Origin of the sequence: Erythrobacter sp. Dej080120_24 (assembly GCF_036322605.1) — a bacterium.
Taxonomy (GTDB): Bacteria; Pseudomonadota; Alphaproteobacteria; order Sphingomonadales; family Sphingomonadaceae; genus Erythrobacter; species Erythrobacter aurantius.
Genome location: NZ_AP027262.1, coordinates 2,299,780 through 2,318,224 on the forward strand (window position 1 = coordinate 2,299,780; position 18,445 = coordinate 2,318,224).

15 protein-coding genes are annotated in these 18,445 nt (G+C 61.8%); 3 read left to right on the forward strand and 12 right to left on the reverse strand.

Annotation, left to right across the window (positions count from 1 at the left end):
• Positions 1–39: 39 nt before the first annotated feature.
• A complete protein-coding gene (locus tag AABA34_RS11025) occupies positions 40–1,059 on the forward strand; it encodes a 2-hydroxyacid dehydrogenase (protein WP_338302666.1) in 1,020 nt (339 codons plus the stop codon).
• A gap of 21 nt (positions 1,060–1,080) precedes the next feature.
• On the opposite strand, the gene AABA34_RS11030 is transcribed toward AABA34_RS11025, so the two are convergent.
• The 11 genes from AABA34_RS11030 to AABA34_RS11080 all read right to left on the reverse strand — a co-directional run bounded on the left by AABA34_RS11030 (position 1,081) and on the right by AABA34_RS11080 (position 13,420).
• Positions 1,081–1,749, reverse strand: a complete 669-nt coding sequence (locus AABA34_RS11030; RefSeq protein ID WP_338302667.1) for a hypothetical protein — start codon at positions 1,747–1,749, stop codon at positions 1,081–1,083.
• 79 nt (positions 1,750–1,828) lie between these two features.
• Positions 1,829–2,284, reverse strand: coding sequence for a GNAT family N-acetyltransferase (locus AABA34_RS11035; RefSeq protein WP_338302668.1), 456 nt, complete (start codon positions 2,282–2,284; stop codon positions 1,829–1,831).
• 11 nt (positions 2,285–2,295) lie between these two features.
• Positions 2,296–3,084: an enoyl-ACP reductase FabI gene (locus tag AABA34_RS11040; protein WP_338302669.1), complete on the reverse strand. Its 789-nt coding sequence runs from the start codon at positions 3,082–3,084 to the stop codon at positions 2,296–2,298.
• A gap of 38 nt (positions 3,085–3,122) precedes the next feature.
• Positions 3,123–4,352, reverse strand: coding sequence for a beta-ketoacyl synthase N-terminal-like domain-containing protein (locus AABA34_RS11045; protein ID WP_338302670.1), 1,230 nt, complete (start codon positions 4,350–4,352; stop codon positions 3,123–3,125).
• 25 nt (positions 4,353–4,377) lie between these two features.
• A complete protein-coding gene (fabA, locus tag AABA34_RS11050) occupies positions 4,378–4,887 on the reverse strand; it encodes a bifunctional 3-hydroxydecanoyl-ACP dehydratase/trans-2-decenoyl-ACP isomerase (protein ID WP_034954177.1) in 510 nt (169 codons plus the stop codon).
• Between the two features lie 124 nt (positions 4,888–5,011).
• Positions 5,012–5,731, reverse strand: a complete 720-nt coding sequence (locus AABA34_RS11055; RefSeq protein WP_338302671.1) for a class I SAM-dependent methyltransferase — start codon at positions 5,729–5,731, stop codon at positions 5,012–5,014.
• 69 nt (positions 5,732–5,800) lie between these two features.
• On the reverse strand, positions 5,801–8,059 hold the full coding sequence (locus AABA34_RS11060; protein WP_338302672.1) for a beta-propeller domain-containing protein: 2,259 nt from the start codon (positions 8,057–8,059) through the stop codon (positions 5,801–5,803).
• Positions 8,060–8,144: 85 nt separating this feature from the next.
• Positions 8,145–9,272 (reverse strand): peptide chain release factor 2, encoded by a 1,128-nt coding sequence (gene prfB, locus AABA34_RS11065; protein WP_338302673.1) that lies wholly within the window; start codon positions 9,270–9,272, stop codon positions 8,145–8,147.
• A 102-nt stretch (positions 9,273–9,374) separates the two neighbouring features.
• On the reverse strand, positions 9,375–9,908 hold the full coding sequence (locus AABA34_RS11070; RefSeq protein ID WP_338302674.1) for a peroxiredoxin: 534 nt from the start codon (positions 9,906–9,908) through the stop codon (positions 9,375–9,377).
• Positions 9,909–9,965: 57 nt separating this feature from the next.
• A complete protein-coding gene (locus tag AABA34_RS11075) occupies positions 9,966–12,476 on the reverse strand; it encodes a penicillin-binding protein 1A (RefSeq protein WP_338302675.1) in 2,511 nt (836 codons plus the stop codon).
• A 59-nt stretch (positions 12,477–12,535) separates the two neighbouring features.
• Positions 12,536–13,420: an N-acetylmuramoyl-L-alanine amidase family protein gene (locus AABA34_RS11080; RefSeq protein WP_338302676.1), complete on the reverse strand. Its 885-nt coding sequence runs from the start codon at positions 13,418–13,420 to the stop codon at positions 12,536–12,538.
• Positions 13,421–13,864: 444 nt separating this feature from the next.
• Here AABA34_RS11080 and AABA34_RS11085 point away from each other — a divergent pair, with 444 nt between their 5' ends.
• Positions 13,865–16,555: an Rne/Rng family ribonuclease gene (locus AABA34_RS11085; protein WP_338302677.1), complete on the forward strand. Its 2,691-nt coding sequence runs from the start codon at positions 13,865–13,867 to the stop codon at positions 16,553–16,555.
• A gap of 77 nt (positions 16,556–16,632) precedes the next feature.
• Here AABA34_RS11085 and AABA34_RS11090 read toward each other — a convergent pair whose 3' ends face one another.
• Entirely contained in the window at positions 16,633–17,235 is a 603-nt protein-coding gene (locus AABA34_RS11090) for a class I SAM-dependent methyltransferase (protein ID WP_338302678.1), read from the reverse strand.
• 187 nt (positions 17,236–17,422) lie between these two features.
• On the opposite strand from AABA34_RS11090, the gene AABA34_RS11095 reads away from it, so the two are divergent.
• A complete protein-coding gene (locus tag AABA34_RS11095) occupies positions 17,423–18,439 on the forward strand; it encodes a D-alanine--D-alanine ligase family protein (RefSeq protein WP_338302679.1) in 1,017 nt (338 codons plus the stop codon).
• Positions 18,440–18,445: the final 6 nt, after the last annotated feature.

Consider the following 18,445-nt stretch of genomic DNA (forward strand, 5'->3'; position numbering starts at 1 on the left):
GCTTGACCACCCCCGCTCCTTGCCATTAGCGCAGCGATTATGGCTCATCCCGATACCGCTCCGCATTTTCCGTCAGGCAATCCCAAGGTGGTGGTTACCCGTCACCTTATCCCGAGCGTGGAACAGCGGATGAGCGAATTGTTCGATGTCGTGCTCAATCCCGATGACGTGCCGATGACGCGCGAAGAACTGATCGCGGCGATGCAGGACTGCGACGTACTGGTTCCCACCGTCACCGACCGGATCGACGCGGAAATGATCGCGGGTGCTGGCGACCGGTTGCGGCTGATCGCCAGCTTTGGCGCGGGGACGGAGCATATCAACCTTGCCGCAGCCGCCGCACGCAAGATCATCGTCACCAACACGCCGGGCGTGTTCACCGATGACACCGCTGATCTTGCCATGGCCGGGATTATCGGCGTGCCGCGCCGCATCAGAGAAGGCACGGCCTTGGTTCGGCGGGGCGAATGGACCGGCTGGGCGCCTTCGGGGCTCCTGGGGCGCAAGCTGGGTGGCAAGGTTCTGGGCATTGTCGGCATGGGCCGGATCGGTCAGGCCGTCGCCCACCGCGCCCGCGCCTTTGGCCTGCAAGTCGCCTATTACAACCGCAAGCAATTGCCGCAGGCGGTCGAATCGATGCTGGGCGCTCGCTTTGTCCCTGATCTCGATACCCTGATCGCTGAAGCGGATATCCTCACCCTGCACTGCCCGCTGACGGCGGAAACCCGCGGGATGATCGATGCGCGCCGGATCGCGTTGATGAAGCCGGGCGCGAGCATCATCAACACCGCGCGTGGCGAGCTGATCGATCAGGAAGCGCTGATCGCGGCGTTGCAATCGGGCCACCTCGCCGGCGCGGGTCTGGACGTGTATCCGGACGAACCCAACGTCGACAAACGCCTGATCGAACACCCCAACGTCATGACCCTGCCCCACATCGGCAGCGCAACCACCGAGGGCCGTGAGGCATCGGGTGAAAAGGTGGTTGCCAATATCCAGTTCTGGGTCAACGGCCACCGCCCGCCCGATCAGGTGCTGACGGCGCTGGTGGGTGAGTAAGCGCCGCTTCGTTCAAAACGACTAGTTGTCGTTGTGATCTTGCATGAATTCCGACAGCACTACGGATTTGATGCTCTCGATTTCTGCCGCGAGTTGTTTGTTCGGATGGTTTCCGCAGAACCCTTCAATGGAACGAGCTCCGGACCGTTCCACAATTTCGGTAAGGTAGCCCGGCCCGTCAGTGCAAACGAGGATTGCCTCATTTCCGTCCTTGTCGACGGTTAGCAGCGATACCGGCTCCGCTTCGACTGCAGCTTCGAAGGCAATGCGCAATTCTTCAAAACGTGCGCGGGTGATCCCGGAGTAGGCGCTCAATTGCTCGATCCAACCCTGGTCGGGATGACCGAATACGACAACCACGCGAACAGCAGCCGATTGCGCATCGAACGGGCGGATCGAGACTTCATAACCGATCCCGCCGAGCGCAGGGTTAGACGAAAAGCGCAGCAGTAAGTCCTCTATGCTTCTGATCTGGTCCGTCTGGAAGCACCGAGCATAACTCGCCGGCTTGCTGATTGGTGCATTCTTAGGCGTAGCCCGCTCGGCGACCTGTGCGATACATCTGGCCATTGGGGTCTCTGGCGCGCTGGCGCTGTCAGAACCATCGGCCTGGGCAGAAGCTGGGCTCGTGAAAAGCGCCAAAACCGAAGCGAGCGCCAGCTTCCGGCAAGGGAGCATCGTGAAGTTCATCGTTGCACCTCCTGTCGAGACAGTTCCGGCGTTTGCGAAATTCCGCAAAGCTGCTGCGATGCCGAAACTGCACCCAGAGTCATGCCAGCCCCAACGCGAACAGCTTGTTGAATTCGCCCGCTTTGTACCCGGCAAAATCACCGCAGGGTTCAAATCCGAAGCTGCGGTAAAGTGCGGTTGCCGGCTCGAACATCGGGCCCGATCCTGTTTCAAGCTTGATTTCAGCCAATCCCAGTTCTCGCGCCCGTTCGATCAGGTGCGACAAGATCGCCCTGCCCGCGCCGGTTCGCCGCGCATCGGGGTGGGCGCGCATCGACTTGATCTCGGCAAAGCGTTCGTGCCGCTTGAGCGCGCCGATCGCCAGCAACGCTGCGCCATTCCAGGCTGCGTAAACCTCCATATCCGGTCCCTGAATCCCGGACAGGTCCAGCGCGTGATTGGTCCCTGGCGGCGATCCTTCGAACATTTCCCGCGTGTGCAGCGCGATCAGTTCCACCACTTCCGGTTCCGACAGATCGCTGCGGCGGATATCCATTTGCGCCAAGCCTAGAGATTGTCGAGTTGCGGCATTCCCAGAACGTGGAAGCCGCCATCGACATGGATGATCTCACCCGTTGTGCAGACCGCCGCATCGGAGCAGAGATAGACGGCGGTTCCGCCCACCGCTTCGAGCGTGGCATTGCTGCCCAGCGGCGCGTTTGCCTCGGTATGACGATAGGTGCGGCGCACCCCGCCAATGGCGCTCGCGGCGAGTGTCTTCATCGGCCCGGGGCTGATCGCGTTGACCCTGATACCGTCGCGGCCCAGATCATTGGCGAGATAGCGCACCCCTGCCTCAAGCGCGGCCTTGGCCATGCCCATCACGTTGTAATTGGGGGTGACGCGGCTCGATCCCAGATAGCTCAGGGTCAGCAAGCTACCGCCATTTTCCACCATCATCGGATGCGCCCGGCGCGCGACTTCGATCAGGCTATAGGCCGAGATATCCATAGAATTGCGGAAATTGGCGCGAGTCGTGTTGAGGATGCGCCCGGTCAGCTCGGACTTGTCCGAATAGGCGATGGCGTGAACCACGAAATCGAGCGTTCCCCACCGTTCCTGCAAGGCGGCAAAGGCTGCGTCGAGCGACGCGTCATCGGTGACATCGACATCGAGCATCAGATCCGAACCGACGCTCAGCGCCAAGGGCTCAAGCCGCTTGCCGAAACCTTCGCCCTGATAGGTGAAGGCGAGTTCAGCCCCCGCATCAGCGCAAGCCTTGGCGATGCCCCAGGCAATCGACCGGTCGTTGGCAACGCCCATTACAAGGCCGCGTTTTCCCGCAAGCACGCCCATGTACGCTCCCCTCCGTTAGCGGCGCCCAGGCCGCGACCTTATCCGTGGAATTTCGACAGCAGCATTGTCCCGTTGGTGCCACCGAACCCGAAGGAATTCGTCATCACCGTATCAAGCCCGGCGTTCTCCACCAATTCGGTAGCGATCTCCTCCGGTTTCAGTGCCGGATCGAGAGTTTCGACATTGATCGACGGAATGATGAAGTCATGCTCCAGCGCGAGCAGGCAATAGACCGCCTCCTGCGCGCCGGTTGCGCCCTGACTGTGGCCGGTCATCGACTTGGTCGAGCTGACGGGGGGCGTCGAACCTTCGCCGAACACGCGGCGCACGGCTTCGATCTCACCCACGTCACCCACCGGGGTCGAGGTGCCATGCGCATTGATGTAGCTGATCTTGCGATCCGGGCCGAGGGTCTTGAGCGCGCCCAGCATTGAACGTTCACCGCCCTCACCCGAAGGAGCGACCATGTCGGCCCCGTCGGAAGTGGCGCAGAACCCGGTGACTTCGGCATAGATCTTCGCGCCGCGCGCCTGTGCATGCTCGAGCGCTTCGAGCACCACGATCGCCCCGCCGCCGCCGATCACGAATCCGTCGCGGTCGGCATCGAAAGCGCGGCTCGCGCGTTCCGGCGTGTCGTTATACTTGCTCGACATCGCGCCCATCGCGTCGAACAGGCAGGACAGCGTCCAGTCGAGCTCTTCGCCGCCACCGCCGAACATCACGTCCTGCAATCCCAGCGCGATCTGCTGTGCGGCCATGCCGATGCAATGCAGCGAGGTGGAACAGGCCGAGGTGATCGAGAAGTTCATGCCCTTGATCTGATAGGCCGTCGCCAGATTGGCGCTGACCGTCGAAGACATCGTCTTGGGCACAGCGAACGGCCCGATCCGCTTGGTCGAACCGTTCTGGAGCACCGTCTGATGAGCCGCGAGCATCGCCGAAGTCGAAGGGCCGCCCGATCCGGCGATCACGCCGGTCATCGGATTGACGACATCCTTTTCCTCAAGCCCCGCATCCGCGATCGCCTGACCCATCGCGATATGGGCATAGGCTGCGCCCGGTCCCATGAAGCGCAAGGTGCGCTTATCGACATGTTCGGCCACATCCAGCTTCACCGCCCCTGCAATCTGCGAGCGGAAGCCATGTTCGGCCATGTCCTCGTTGAAGGTGATGCCGGACTTGCCGGATTTCAGCGAGGCCAGAACCTCGTCTGTATTGTTGCCAATCGAGGATACGATCCCCAGCCCGGTTACGACGACGCGACGCATGATCCGTATTGTGCCCCTGATCCCATCACGCTTCTGAAAGCGCGACCTTCATGTCTTTGACTTGATAGATGACTTCGCCATCGGCTTCGACGCGGCCGTCAGCCACACCCATGGTGAGCCGACGGGTCTGCACCGCCTTGGTAAAATCGACGAAGTATCGGAGCATCTTGCGATCAGGCCGCACCATGCCGGTTAGCTTTACCTCGCCCACGCCCAGCGCATAGCCACGTCCCTGCCAGCCACGCCAGCCAAGGTTGAAGCCGGTCAGCTGCCACAGACCGTCAAGGCCGAGACAGCCGGGCATGATCGGGTTGCCAGGGAAATGGCAGTCGAAGAACCAAAGATCGGGCGTGATGTCGAATTCGGCCACCACGTGCCCCTTGCCGTGTTCGCCGCCATCGCCCGAAATCTCGGTAATGCGGTCCATCATCAGCATCGGCGGTGCGGGCAATTGCGCGTTGCCGGGGCCGAACAATTCGCCCCTTGCGCACTTCAACAAATCGTCGCGGTCAAAGCTGGTTGGGAAGTCAGTCATCCCCTGCGAAGTCCCCTAGTCATTTATACTCTTGGCCGCCGCGCCTAGCACCCTGCCGGGGGTATGGAAAGGGGCGGCGGAGATTGTACCCACGCCAGTCAGCGGGCATTGCAAGACCGCGCGCTCAGCCGTTGCTGCAAGCCTTGATCGCGGCAGGTTCGGTGCGTGCCTCGCCACGTTCGAACCGGGCGAAATAGCTCTTGAGATCGGGCCGCTCGACGAATTCGGTGAGCTTGAAGCCGATAGCTTCGAATTCGCAGAACAACAGGCCCGGAGCGATCCCGTGGCGGCTGGTCGGGCGATCAACATCGACAACGATGATCTGCCCCCCTTCAGCCAGAGCAGGCCACATGCGCCACAGGAAGGCATAAGGTTCCGTCACCTCGTGATACATGTGGACGAGGAATATCCGGTCGAAGCTGTCCGCCGGAAGCTGCGGATCGTCCGCCCGGCCCAGCTTGATCGAGATGTTTTCGAGCCGCTCACGCTCGACGCGCTGTCCAAGCCGCTGAAGCGCGTCGGGATCTATATCCTGCGCCAGCACCCGCCCATCCTCGCCAACCCGGTCTGCGAGGCGTACGGTGTAATAGCCCTCGCCAGCACCGATATCGGCGACCGTCATGCCGGGTCGGATATTGGCGAGGTCCATCACCGCCTGCGCCTCGCCACGTTCGTCACGGGCGTCCTCGTTCGAAAACTGGTTTGAAACAACCGCCGAAACGGGCCGATCCGGCATAGGGAATTCGAGCGCCGTTTCCGGGCGGTCGGGATCGGCGGCGAGATTGTCGCAAGCCCCCAGCGTGGCGGTGAGCAACAATGCGGATATCAGCGGGCGGATCAACATGATTGGCGCGGTGTTAGCCGCAGTCGCAGGGCGAGGCAAAACCGAAATTCGCCTTTTCGCTGCCCTCCTTCAACGCTGCAACGGGCCGGTCAGATCAACCCGGCGCCGCTCCGCCACCCGTCCTTCGACCACTTCGGCTTCGACCAGCTCGGTCGCCATCAGGCCATAGACCTTGCCGCCTAGGAAGATCGGGCGGGCGTTGCCGTACCAGTCGATACAGGACACCTCGCAGTCATAGCCTTCGCCGGTCTCGACCTCGTCTTCGGGCGTCGCACGGATCAGTCCGCCATCGGCCAGCAGACCTGCGGCATCAAAACCAAGGAACGAAAGATCGGAAACATCGGAATACCACCACCAGCCTCCCGATTCCTCTTTGCGCGAAACGGTGGGAACGCCCAGCATTCCGTCACCGGCAAGAGTATAGGTCGCGTTGAAGGCATGGCTGCGGCTTTCGCTTTCGTATCGGCCCGGCAGATGCGCAGAGCTGCGGATGGCTGACGCGCCTGGCGCCAGCCCGATGTAACTGACACGCAGCCCGCTTTCGTCGGCATAGCCATTGGCGATCACCGCCGCTTCGCCCATCCGTTCAAGCCGCACCAGCGAATGGCCGATGCTGATCGTCTCCGCCTGCTCCGGGGCATCGACCGGCACAGCATGGATCACATTGCTCTGGGCGCTGCGTTCCGCCTTGCCATCACGCGGAGGGCGGCGCGAATAGCGATCGCGCCCGCCATAGACGATCCAGTCGCCGACAAAGCGGTTTTCCGCCGAGTTCGCCAACAGGCTGGGAAGCCGCGCGAATTCGCTTTCGCGTGCCGCGATGTAGCGATCGCGGAACTTGCCCTGTGACGCATTCATCAGCGCGAATTCCTTGGCGATGTCATCATCGGAACAAGCGTGGCGATAAAAGCTGGAAAGCGCCCGGAAACGCGTGCCCGTCGCATCCATGCCGAACTGGTCGATCGGCATTCCCCGCGCACCCAGCACCTCAACTTCGCCGCGTCCGATCGGCATGCGGAACACCGCTGCCGGTGGCACCTCGCCAAATCCGGCAGACGGCGTACCGATCTGGCATTCGTTCCAGTCCAGCTCATCCCAGCTGACAGCCGAGGTCCACAGGTAAACCGCATCAGGGGTGACATACATCTCGGCCGGGTCGGCCCCGACAAAACCGGTTGTTTCGCAGCTTAGGCCGCGTTCGATCACTTCGCCAAGGGGGCAAACCGATACGGTATGGACCCAGGGCTCCTTCACCCCGAACACCGGGCGATAGATGTCGCGCACCTCCAGCACGTCCTTGCCCGTGCCTTCGTTGTCGTAGAAATCCTCCGCCCCGGTCCAGCGGCGGATCACCGGGCGATTGCGACGACTGACCAGATCGGCTGCCTCGTACGGCGTGTAGATCACCAGCCTGTCGCCCGCGATGCGCGTCGCGTAATTGTCGACATCGTAATAATCGTCGGAGGATATCAGGAAGACCCCGCGCACGCTGACCTTGCCCGTTTCCTGATCGAGCCGCAGCACGGTGATTTCACTGGCATCGTCTTCGTAGGAATAGGCGGTGACGATGATCTGATCGCCCTGCACCAGCATTTCGTCATACCAGTCCGCACCGATAGGATCGCCATCCTCGTCCTTGCGATAGACATCGGTGCGATCGGTCAGCGTCATGGTGGGATGGTGCACGGCAAAGACCCGGCCATCCTGCAACACCAGCAGATACTGCCCGATCAGCTTGACGATGTCGCCTTCATCGACGCTGGCGACCTGGACATTGGTGATGCTGTCCGACGTCCCTGTGGCGCTGTCACTGCTGACAGCCGTGACGGCCATCGGCATGCTTTGCGGATTGCTGGCGATGCGCGATCCGGTGACGACGACGGTCTGGTTCGCGCTGTCGTCGGGGCAATCTTCGGGAACGGCGCATTCGGGCGGTGTTTCAGCGGGTTCGACATCCTGCAAGGCCGCAACAACGATCTTTGCACCCTCGCCTTCACTGAAGCGCCGCCGCCTTTCGCGTTGGCGCAATTGCTCGATCGAACGCAGAAAGCGGCGAAATTCGACGTCGTTCTCGAAAGTCTCGAATTCAGGCGTCGCTAGCCGGCGGTAACGGCTGTCCTGATAGGCTGGTGTTTCGTCCGCTTCGGGATTGGCGAGCGAGGGATCAGTCTTGGGGAAGGGTTCGGGCGGCAGCGTGCGGATATCGTCGGGCAGCAGGATCGTCACCTCACCGGGGGACTGCTCCTTCTCCCTGGCTACCGTAGTTCCAGCAAGCAGCGTCGCCGTAACCAGCGCCGCTCCGACTCGCACCAAACGCATTGCCGCCATGCCGTGCTCCCATGTTTTGGGAGAGGCTATTTCAAAACCCCTGATTTACAACAGGTTTCGTCCGACAACCGGTCCTGAAAAAGGACTATTCGACGTCTTCGATCTCGACTTTCTCGCCCGTTACGCGCTGCGCAAGTGCCGCCGAGATATACTGATCAATATCGCCATCCAGCACCCGATCAGGCGAACTGGAGGTAACGCCGGTGCGCAGGTCCTTGACCATCTGGTACGGTTGCAGGACGTAGGAGCGGATCTGGTGGCCCCACCCGATTTCGCTTTTTTCCTGATACTCGCCCGATGCCGCCGCTTCGCGCATCGCCATTTCGCGTTCGAACAGGCGCGCCTTCAGCATGTTCATCGCGGTGGCGCGGTTCTTGTGCTGGCTGCGATCGTTCTGGCTGGCGACGACGATGCCCGTAGGCTGGTGAGTGATACGGACAGCGGAATCGGTCGTGTTGACGTGCTGACCACCGGCACCCGACGCACGATAGGTGTCGATCTTCAGGTCGGCCGGATTGATTTCGATATCGATATCGTCGTCGATCACCGGATAGACCCACACGCTCGAAAAGGACGTGTGGCGCTTGGCCGCGCTGTCATAGGGGCTGATCCGGACAAGCCGGTGCACACCGCTTTCGGTCTTGGCATAGCCATAGGCGTTTTCGCCCTTGATCAGCAGCGTCGCCGACTTGATCCCGGCCTGATCGCCCGCCTGATACTCCACGGTCTCGACCTTGAAGCCGCGCCGTTCGGCCCAGCGTGCATACATGCGCAGCAGCATTTCGGCCCAGTCCTGCGATTCCGTACCACCCGCACCAGCGTGGATTTCGAGATAGGTGTCATTGCTGTCCGCTTCGCCCGAAAGCAAGGCCTGCACCTTGTCGGCATCGGCACGTTCGGCAAGGCGGGCAAGGCTGGCAAGGCCATCGTTGACGATGCTATCCTCGCCCTCGGCTTCTCCCATCTCGATGAATTCGATGGCATCAGCCATTTCAGCCGAAATCTCGTTCACGGTGTTGACCGCGGTCTCGAGCGTCTTCTGCTCGCGGCTGACCGCCTGCGCTTCCTTGGGATTGTCCCACAGCGTCGGGTCCTGGACACGCGCGTTCAGTTCGTCGAGCCGACGCAGTGCGCGCTCCCAATCAAGCGATTGCCGCACCAGACCAAGAGCTGCCTCGATCCGGTCGATATGTGCCTGGGCCTCGGCCCGCATAGGAAATCCTCAATAGCAAAGTTGGCCGCCCCGCTTAGCGCAGGGCGAGCGTTTGTAAAGCGATGCGGAATGGCTCCTCGCGATCGCAATCAATCTTGCAGGTTACTTGGAGAGTGCGCGAACTGCCGCAAGGGTGCGTTGTACATGGCCACGGTAATCGCTGTTCGAATGGACGAAGGCGACCTGGCCATTGGGGGCGATCACATAGGAGGTGCGGCTGGACAGGCCCGACTCGCCGAGCGCCACGTCATAGGCCGAAATCAGCCGTTGGCTGGCCACGCCGACGGGGAAGGCATCACGGCATTCTTCGCGGCTGAAGCGCTTGAGCGTCTCGATATCGTCATTCGACATGCCGATCACGCTGGCCCCGGCGGCGCGAAATTCGGGCATGGCTTCGGCGAAGGCGTTGGCCTCCAGCGTGCACCCTTGGGTGAAGGCTTTGGGGTAGAAATACAGCACCACTGGCCCGCGCCGCAGCGCCGCCTTCAGCGAGAAGCCGAATTCCTTGCCCGCCAGTGCGGCATTCGTCGAAAAGCTCGGGGCGTCCGCCCCGACCGGAAGTTCGGCCGAAGCAGGGGCGGTGAAGGCGAATGCTGCGACCATGGCAGCGGCGATGATGCGGATGCGGTTCTTCATGCCATCACAACCTTTGAACAGCCTTGCGGTTTCCGGGAATTTCTAAGCTGGCGGCAATCAGTAAATGCCGCCCTGCTCCTCGACAAAGTCGCTTGGTTCGCCGTCATTGCCCTGGTCATCCTGTCCGGCCGCGCGGCGCGAGGCGCGGATCAGGTTGAGGATCTCGTCACGCTTGGCGGCGATTTCATCCTGTCGCGTGGCACGATCCGGTTCGGTATCCGGCTTGAACGCTTCCCAGATGACATCTCCGCGCGGATCGCCGGTAGGCCAGCCATCCAGCACGCGCTTGCCGGTGCGACGGTCGACGCGGACCATGCGGATGCCGTCCGGCGCGACAGCGGGCAGATCGGACCAATGATCGCGCGAATTCTGGATCAGTTCCTTGATGATCGGTGCAACGATGGTGCCGCCATAAGCATAGCCGCCCATGTTGCGCGGCGTGTCGAAGCCGACATAGGCGCCGGCGACCAGTTGCTGCGTCCCGCCCACGAACCACACATCCTTGGGGCCGCTGGTTGTCCCGGTCTTGCCGAACAGCGGCAGGCCGAGATCGTTCAGCACGGTTGCCGTGCCGCGTGTTACCACGCCTTCGAGCATGTGCATCACCTGGAACGCGGTGCGCGGGTCCATCGCCTGTTCGCCCTTCAGTCCGAAACGCGGCATCGCGCTGCCATCATATTCCGCCATGTTGCAGCCGTTGCAGGCGCGTTCATCCGCCCGCCAGATCACCTTGCCCCTGCGATCCTGGACGTAATCGATCACCGTCGGCTGGTTCAGCCGCCCGTGATTGGCCAGCGCGGAATAGGCCGCGACCATCTTGGAAACGGTCGTTTCCTCGGAACCCAGGGCGGTAGCGGCATAGGGATCGGGGTCTTCACTGATGCCCAGCTTCTCGATCGTGTCGACCACGTTTTCCATGCCCGCCTGCATACCGATCTGGACGGTCATGATGTTCTGCGACTGCTCCAGACCGTAGCGCATCGGGAACTGCCCGGCGCGCCCGCCACGGATGCATTTCTGGCCAAGCTGGCGACCCTGATAATAGCAGAACTGGGTGTTATCGATCTCGGTCGACGGGGTCATGCCGTTGTCCAGCCCGGTGGCGTAGACAAACGGCTTGATTGTGGAGCCCGGCTGGCGATTGGCCTGCGTCGCGCGGTTGAAATCTGACAGGCGGTGGTCGAACCCGCCTTGCATGGCGATAACCCGCCCGGTCTGCGCCTGCTGCACCACCAAGCCGCCTTGCGCCTCTGGAATGGTGCGGACGCGGAAACCGTTGCCCTGCGGCGAGACGGCAATGACATCGCCCGCCTTGAGCGCATTGGGAAGGTTCGTCAGCGGTGCTTCCGAACCGTCGGAAAAGCCGACAGTCGCAGATGCACCAGCTCGCTGCGTCACGACTCCGACGCGCCAATCCTCGTAATTGATTGCAAGGTATGAACTGGCGAGCTGCCCCGCCCAATTGCCTACGCTCACGTCGATGGTTGCGATCGGCCCTGCCCATGCGCGTCCGCCGTGATAGCGCAGCAGGCCTCGGCGCAGCGAATCCCGCGCGGCTTCCTGCATTTCCACATCAAGCGAGGTCCGCACCCACAGGCCACCGGCGTAGACGCTGTTTTCGCCATCCTCCGCCGTCTCGCCAAACTGGGCGATCAACTGACGCCGCACTTCTTCAAGGAAATAGCCCGCATCCGCGCTCGTCTCGGCACGCTGGTTCTTGAGCCCCAAGGGCTTGGCAGCGGCTGCCGCGCGTTCGGCCTCGGTGATGAAACCGTTTTCTTCCATTTGCTGCAGCACGAAGTCGCGCCGCTGCATCGCAGCCTGTTCCTGTCCGCGCCGACCATAGCGTTCCGGCGCTTTGGGCAGGATCGCAAGGAACGCAGCCTCGTGCAGTTCGAGATCGCCAACGTCCTTGTCGAAGTAGGCGCGCGATGCGGCCTGAACGCCGAACGACCGACGCCCCAGCGGGATTTCATTGAGGTAGAGTTCGAGGATTTCCTCCTTGCTCAACACCCCTTCGATGCGGCTGGCAAGGATCATCTCCTTGAGCTTGCGCGTGACCGAATATTCATCGCCCAGCAGCAGTATCTTGGCGAGCTGCTGCGTGATGGTCGAACCGCCGACAGCGCGTTCACCCGAGCCAAATTTTATGGCGTAATCGAACACGGCATTGGCAGTACCGGTGTAATCGACGCCGCCGTGGCTGAAGAACGTCTTATCCTCTGCCGAAAGATACGCCTCGATCAATTGCTCGGGGAAATCGGCATATTGCAACTGCACGCGGCGTTCGCGCGCGTAAGAATGGACGATCTCGCCATCGATCCCGCGAACAACGGTAGGCAGCGGGGTCTGGTAATCGGCAAGGCTTTCCGCTTCGGGCAGGTCACTGGCAAGGAACATCCAGACGGCCACCCAGACCACGATCAATCCGGCAAAGGCGAAAGCGGCCAGTTTGAACAGCAGGCTGGAACGCCATTTCTCGCCAAACCACCCGACCGCCATCGCGGTATCGCGCGACAGGCGAAAGCGGAAATAGTCGACAAAGGGGGCGGTGCTGGTCTCGGTCATTGAGGGACGCGATCTATCTTGGTTTTACCGGGATTGCTAGCGGCTTGGGCCTGCCGAAGTCACGGTTCTGCGCGGCGCGCAAAATAGACCCGGATCGCCTGTGCCAGAACATCGGCATATTCGGCGCGCCCTTCTTCCGTCATCAAACGGGTGCGATCCGCCGCATTAGTAACAAACCCGCTTTCGAACAACACACCGGGAACGTCGGGCGCGCGCAACACCGCCAGCGCCGCCGAACGTCTCGGCTGCGGGTGGAAAGCGATCCGGCCGTCGCCCTCGCGCGTGATGAGAGAGGCGAATTCAACCGCGTCTTCCTGAGTGCGCTGCTGCGACAATTCGACAAGTATCGCGCTCACCTGTTCGCTTTGCCCTTCGATGGCGATGCCGTTGAGCCGGTCTGCGGCGTTCTCCCGCTCGGCAAAGCGGGCGGCGGCTTCGCTCGATGCCTCGTTGGAAAGGGTGTAGACGCTTGCCCCCGCGACATCGCTGCGATCCCCGGCGGAATCGGCATGAATTGAAAGAAACAGGTCAGCGCCGAGCTGGCGCGCGATTTCGGGACGGTTGGCGAGCGCGATAATACGATCATCGTCGCGGGTCATCGCCACCCTGATGCCGCCTTCCTCCAGCAATTCGTCGCGCAGCTTGAGCGCGAGCGCGAGAACGATCTCTTTCTCCATCACCTGCGAGCCATTGGCCGATCGCCCGATCGAGCCGGGATCGCGTCCGCCATGCCCTGCATCGATCACCACCAAGGGGCGTGTCGGATCATCGGGGCCAAGGATTTCGGGCAGGTCCAGCGGCTCGACTTCGGGATCGAGCAGGAAACGCAATACGTAATCGCGCCCCCATTCGGGTACGGGAATGGCGATGCCCATTGCCATCGCACCGCCTAAGACAAGGGCGGGAACGGCAAGGATCAGCAAAATGAGAGTGCGCACACTCATGATTACGTTTGCTTAGATTGTTGCGCTGTAGAAGCGCAATAGAGTTGCGGCGCGAAACCCACGGTGCTAGCCATCGCAAATGAAACGGGGTGCGCTGCAAGACTTGCGGCATTCCCGCGTTTTCATTCGCAAGGCAGGCACATCCCGTTCGGGTGATCGCCAGCGCCACACAACAGGTTGATGCAGTGACGAGACGCTTCTCCTCGCAAGGAAACACCCGCCGCCTTTCCGGCGCGGGCGAAATTGCGAGTCGCAGCGCGGACACATTCCGCAATCTCGTCGCAGCAGACACGATCATTGCGCCCTTCCCGGCAGCCGGGGATCGCGCAGTCACCACTAACGGGCCAACCATCGCATTCGCGCAAAGGCGGCCCGATTACCCACAAATGACACGCCCATCCCGCCGCACGTCGGCGTCAGGAAGAGGCGTCTGGAGATTACTAAATGGCAACGCGCATGCTTATCGATGCGCGCCACTCGGAAGAGACCCGGGTGGCGGTGCTCAAAGGCAACCGGATTGAGGAATTCGATTTCGAATCTGCTGAACACAAGCAGATCAAAGGCAATATCTATCTAGCAAAGGTAACACGGGTCGAACCGTCGCTTCAGGCGGCATTCGTCGACTTTGGCGGCAATCGCCATGGGTTCCTCGCCTTCAGCGAAATCCACCCTGACTATTACCAGATCCCGCAGGCGGACCGCGAACGGCTGCTCGCCGAAGAGGCCGAGGCCGCCGAAGAAGAAGCGCGCCTGCGCGCCGAGGAAGAGGAAGAGGGCATCGCCCCCGGCGACGAATACGACGCCGAGGATGAAAGCGCCGAAGCGCTGGCCGAAGATCTGGCCGAAGACGGCCTCGAAGAAATCGACACATCCGACAAGGATCAGGTTTCCACCATCGAAGACGGCGAATCCGACGACGATGATGATGGCGACGATGAAGACGAAGACGATGACTCAGAAGAAGGCGAAGAAAGTGGCGAGGAAGGCGATGAAGACCGCTCACGCTGTGGTCGCCGTGGTCGGGGCCGTCGCCGTCAGGGCAAAGGCGACAAGGGCAATGGCAAGGGCCGCAGCCGCGCCAAGGAAGTCGACGAAGTCCGCGCCAAGCGCATGGCTCTGCGTCGCCGCTACAAGATTCAGGACGTCATCCAGCGCCGTCAGGTGCTGCTCGTCCAGGTCGTAAAGGAAGAGCGCGGCAACAAGGGCGCTGCGCTGACGACCTATCTCAGCCTCGCAGGCCGCTACACCGTGCTGATGCCCAACAGCAGCCACGGCGGCGGCATCAGCCGCAAGATCAGCTCGACCGGTGATCGCAAGCGGTTGAAGCAGATCGTGTCAGACCTGAAGCTGCCCAAATCGATGGGCCTGATCGTGCGCACCGCCGGGCTTCAGCGTACCAAGACCGAGATCAAGCGCGATTTCGATTATCTGGCACGGCTGTGGGACGAAATCCGCACCACCACCCTCGCCTCCACCGCGCCGGCGTTGATCCATTCGGACAGTGACCTGATCAAGCGCGCGATCCGCGACATCTACAATCGCGAGATCGAGGAAGTCGTTGTCGAGGGTGAGGAAGGCTACAAGAGCGCCAAGGCGTTCATGAAGATGCTGATGCCCAGCCACGCGCGCCGGGTGAAAGCCTATTCCGACCCCGTGCCGCTGTTCCAGCGCTATGGCGCGGAAGACCAGTTGCGGGCGATGTATGATCCGATGGTGCAGCTCAAATCGGGCGGCTACCTCATCATCAACCCGACAGAGGCGCTGGTGTCGATCGACATCAACTCGGGCAGGTCGACCAAGGAACACGGGATCGAGGCGACCGCGCTTCACACCAACCTTGAAGCGGCCAAGGAAATCGCCCGCCAGCTGCGTCTGCGCGACATGGCCGGGCTGGTCGTCATCGACTTCATCGACATGGAATACAATTCCAACGTCCGCAAAGTCGAAAAGGCGATGAAGGAAGCGCTCAAGAACGATCGCGCGCGCATCCAGGTTGGCCGCATTTCCGGCTTTGGCCTGATGGAAATGAGCCGCCAGCGCCTGCGCACCGGCGTGCTTGAGGCGACCACGCGCGAATGTCCGCATTGCGACGGTTCGGGTCTGGTCCGCACCGCATCTTCTGCCGGTCTTTCCGCGCTGCGCCTGATCGAGGACGAAGCCGCCAAGGGCAAAGGAACGGTAATCAAGCTGGGCGCCAGCACCGAAGCGGCGATCTACCTGCTCAACGAAAAGCGTCATGAGCTGGTCGAGATCGAGAACCGTTACGGCGTCACCGTCGAGGTCAAGCCCGAGGGCGAGGACGAAGGGGCGAAGATGAACGTGTCGAGCCACGGCCCGCGCCCGGCTCAGGCCCCCAAGTTCGATCCGATCGTCGATGACGATGATGACGACGAGGAAATCGAGGAAGAGGCAGAAGAGGATTACGCCGAAGAAGACGACGATCAGCCGCGCAAGAAGAAGCGTCGTCGTCGTCGCGGCGGCCGAGGCCGCAACAAGCGCCGCGAAGGCGATGAAGACAGCGAAAACGGCGATTCCGAGGCTTCTGAAGATGACTCCGAGGGCGCATCCGACGAGGATGAAAACGCCGCCGACGCAAGCGCAAACGGCGAAGACGGCGAAGAGAAGCCCAAGCGTCGCCGCCGCCGTGGCGGTCGTGGCCGTCGCCGCAAGCAGGGCGAAGGCGAGGCTGGATCGGAAGATCAATCGGATGACACCGGAGACTCTGCAAGCGAGGAAGCTCCTGCCGAAGACACCCCTGCAGAAGCAACCGATGCTCCGGCAGAGGAAGCCCCCGCCGAGGAAGCTCCGGTTGAAAAGCCCAAGCGCAAGCGCGCTCCACGCAAGAAGAAGACCGACGAGGTCGAAAGCGTGAGCGAGGCTGCCCCTGCCGAGGAAACCCCCGAAGCGGCTCCGGCCGCCGAGGAGGAAGCTCCGGCCGAAAAGCCCAAGCGCAAGCGCGCACCGCGCAAGAAAAAGGTCGAGGAAGAAGCTCCTGCGGCGGAAGAGGCTGACGCCCAGCCCAAGGCAGAAGCAGCCCCTGCCCCCGCCGAAGAAGCATCCGAGGCAACCGGCGGCGATACCGCTGCCGAAGGCAAGAAGCGCGGCGGCTGGTGGCAACGCACCTTTGGCGAGTGATCGCTGATTGATCAGACAACAGAAAGGCCGGGAACAAAGCGTTCCCGGCCTTTCTTGTTACCGCCCTAGCCGCTGGGTCAGATCCCCGGCTTCCTCGCCACGCCCCATTCGTTCCACATCGCAAAACGCGGCGCCTTGGGCATGTAGCCCTGCCCCAGTGGCTCGACTTCGAACCCGGCTCCGCGAAAGGCAGAGCCGATCGGACGGGTCAGGTGGCATCCCCCCGCAAGCCGCTTCCACACCGGCTCGATCCGGTCCTGCCAGCGGGCGACATCGGCATCGGGCGCACGGCCATGTTCAAGGAACAGCGCCTGCCCGCCGGGCCGCAGTATGCGCAGCATCTCCGACAGGACCTGCCCCTGATCCTCGACCGAGCAAAGGGTAAAGGTGCAAACCACCGTGTCGAAAGACCGGTCGGGAAAGGGAATATCCTCCCCCACACCCTGTTTGAGCGTTGCCGGCCAGCCTTTGTCCCGCGCAGCAGCCCGTGCCGCATCCAGCAAGCCTTCGTGCGGGTCGATCCCGGCATAGGATGTGATCGAGGCTGCATCATAGAACTGGTGGTTGATCCCGCCGCCACAGCCAAGCTCGAATACATCGCCTTGCGCCCTAGGCACGACGTAGGAACGCCGCTTCATCACCTGTCCCGTGCCGCAAGCACAGCGGATCAGTTGTGGCATCACATTTCGATCATACCAGGCGCCAAGCCCCATAGCGCGCTTCCCATCCTGTCGCTTTCGCGCAACTTTCCCCAATTCCTGCGGCTTGCCAAGCGGTTTCCCAATCGCATTGCCTGCTCAAATTCGCTAGCAACAGCCATGCGAAACGGTTAATCGCGACGCTCCAATCTCGAGGTTTCAGGATAATATGACCACTTCAATCGAACCCCTGCGCATTCCTGAGGAAGACAAGGAGCGCGTGCGTCTGCTGTTCATGGCGAAGCACGCGTTGTGGGGCGGCGGGATGCATCCGGAGGATGGCAACCACGCGATCTATCATCACGAAGTGCGCACGACGCTCGAAAACCTCGGCCTGAATATCCAGTTCGCCAACAGCTATGATGTGCTGTTCACCCGCCCGGATGTCGATTTCGTGTTCCCGCTGCTCAACCGCGGCGGTTTCGTGAACAGTGAAATGCTGATCCCGGTGCTGTGCAACATGCACCGCATCCCGTACCTTGGCGCGATGCCGTTCCTGCGCGGTCTGGGCGATGACAAATCCGTGTCCAAGCTGGTTTGTACCCATGCTGGCGTGCCGACCGCACCGTGGTTCTGCTATCGCCGCGGCGCCCCTGTGCTTGAAGCTGACCTGCCGCCCTCACCCGAAGGTCGCTGGGTGATCAAGCCCAATGCTTCGTCGGCAAGCTGGGGCATTTCCGATGCCTTCGACTGGAACGGCGTGACCAACGCCATCGCCGACATCCACGGACAGGGCCATGATGCCATCGTCGAGCCGTATCTGGACGGGTATGACGTGCAATGCGCCTTCATCACGCTGCACAGCGAACCGACTGCGCTGCCGATGCTGTGGTACGAGCGCGAGAACACGCAAAAGCTGTGGACCTATTACGAAAAGCGCGATCTGGTGCCGAACACCGAAAAGGCCGCGCTCAAGCGTTTCGACCACCCCGAGCTCGCGCCCAAGATCGAGGAAATGGCGAAGAAGGTCGCCCGCGAATTCGTGCCGTTCGATTACGGCCGGATCGAATTCCGCGTCGATCTGAAGACAGGCGACATCAACTTCATCGAGATCAACCTGAACTGCAATCTGTGGTCGGAAAAGGTGATGGCAAAGGCGGCGGCGCAGGCCGGGTTCAGCCATGCCGATCTGATGGAAACGCTGCTGGCGGAAAGCTGGCGGCGCAACGCCCTGATCGCGGGCTAAATTCAG

Coding starts and splice junctions, on each gene's coding strand:
- AABA34_RS11025 (WP_338302666.1), top strand. CDS start 40: ATGGCTCATCCCGATACCGCTCCGCATTTTCCGTCAGGCAATCCCAAG.
- AABA34_RS11035 (WP_338302668.1), bottom strand. CDS start 2,284: ATGGATATCCGCCGCAGCGATCTGTCGGAACCGGAAGTGGTGGAACTG.
- fabA (WP_034954177.1), bottom strand. CDS start 4,887: ATGACTGACTTCCCAACCAGCTTTGACCGCGACGATTTGTTGAAGTGC.
- AABA34_RS11060 (WP_338302672.1), bottom strand. CDS start 8,059: ATGGCGGCAATGCGTTTGGTGCGAGTCGGAGCGGCGCTGGTTACGGCG.
- AABA34_RS11085 (WP_338302677.1), top strand. CDS start 13,865: ATGGCAACGCGCATGCTTATCGATGCGCGCCACTCGGAAGAGACCCGG.
- AABA34_RS11075 (WP_338302675.1), bottom strand. CDS start 12,476: ATGACCGAGACCAGCACCGCCCCCTTTGTCGACTATTTCCGCTTTCGC.
- AABA34_RS11045 (WP_338302670.1), bottom strand. CDS start 4,352: ATGCGTCGCGTCGTCGTAACCGGGCTGGGGATCGTATCCTCGATTGGC.
- AABA34_RS11095 (WP_338302679.1), top strand. CDS start 17,423: ATGACCACTTCAATCGAACCCCTGCGCATTCCTGAGGAAGACAAGGAG.
- AABA34_RS11030 (WP_338302667.1), bottom strand. CDS start 1,749: ATGAACTTCACGATGCTCCCTTGCCGGAAGCTGGCGCTCGCTTCGGTT.
- AABA34_RS11080 (WP_338302676.1), bottom strand. CDS start 13,420: ATGAGTGTGCGCACTCTCATTTTGCTGATCCTTGCCGTTCCCGCCCTT.
- AABA34_RS11055 (WP_338302671.1), bottom strand. CDS start 5,731: ATGTTGATCCGCCCGCTGATATCCGCATTGTTGCTCACCGCCACGCTG.
- AABA34_RS11090 (WP_338302678.1), bottom strand. CDS start 17,235: ATGCCACAACTGATCCGCTGTGCTTGCGGCACGGGACAGGTGATGAAG.
- AABA34_RS11070 (WP_338302674.1), bottom strand. CDS start 9,908: ATGAAGAACCGCATCCGCATCATCGCCGCTGCCATGGTCGCAGCATTC.
- prfB (WP_338302673.1), bottom strand. CDS start 9,272: ATGCGGGCCGAGGCCCAGGCACATATCGACCGGATCGAGGCAGCTCTT.
- AABA34_RS11040 (WP_338302669.1), bottom strand. CDS start 3,084: ATGGGCGTGCTTGCGGGAAAACGCGGCCTTGTAATGGGCGTTGCCAAC.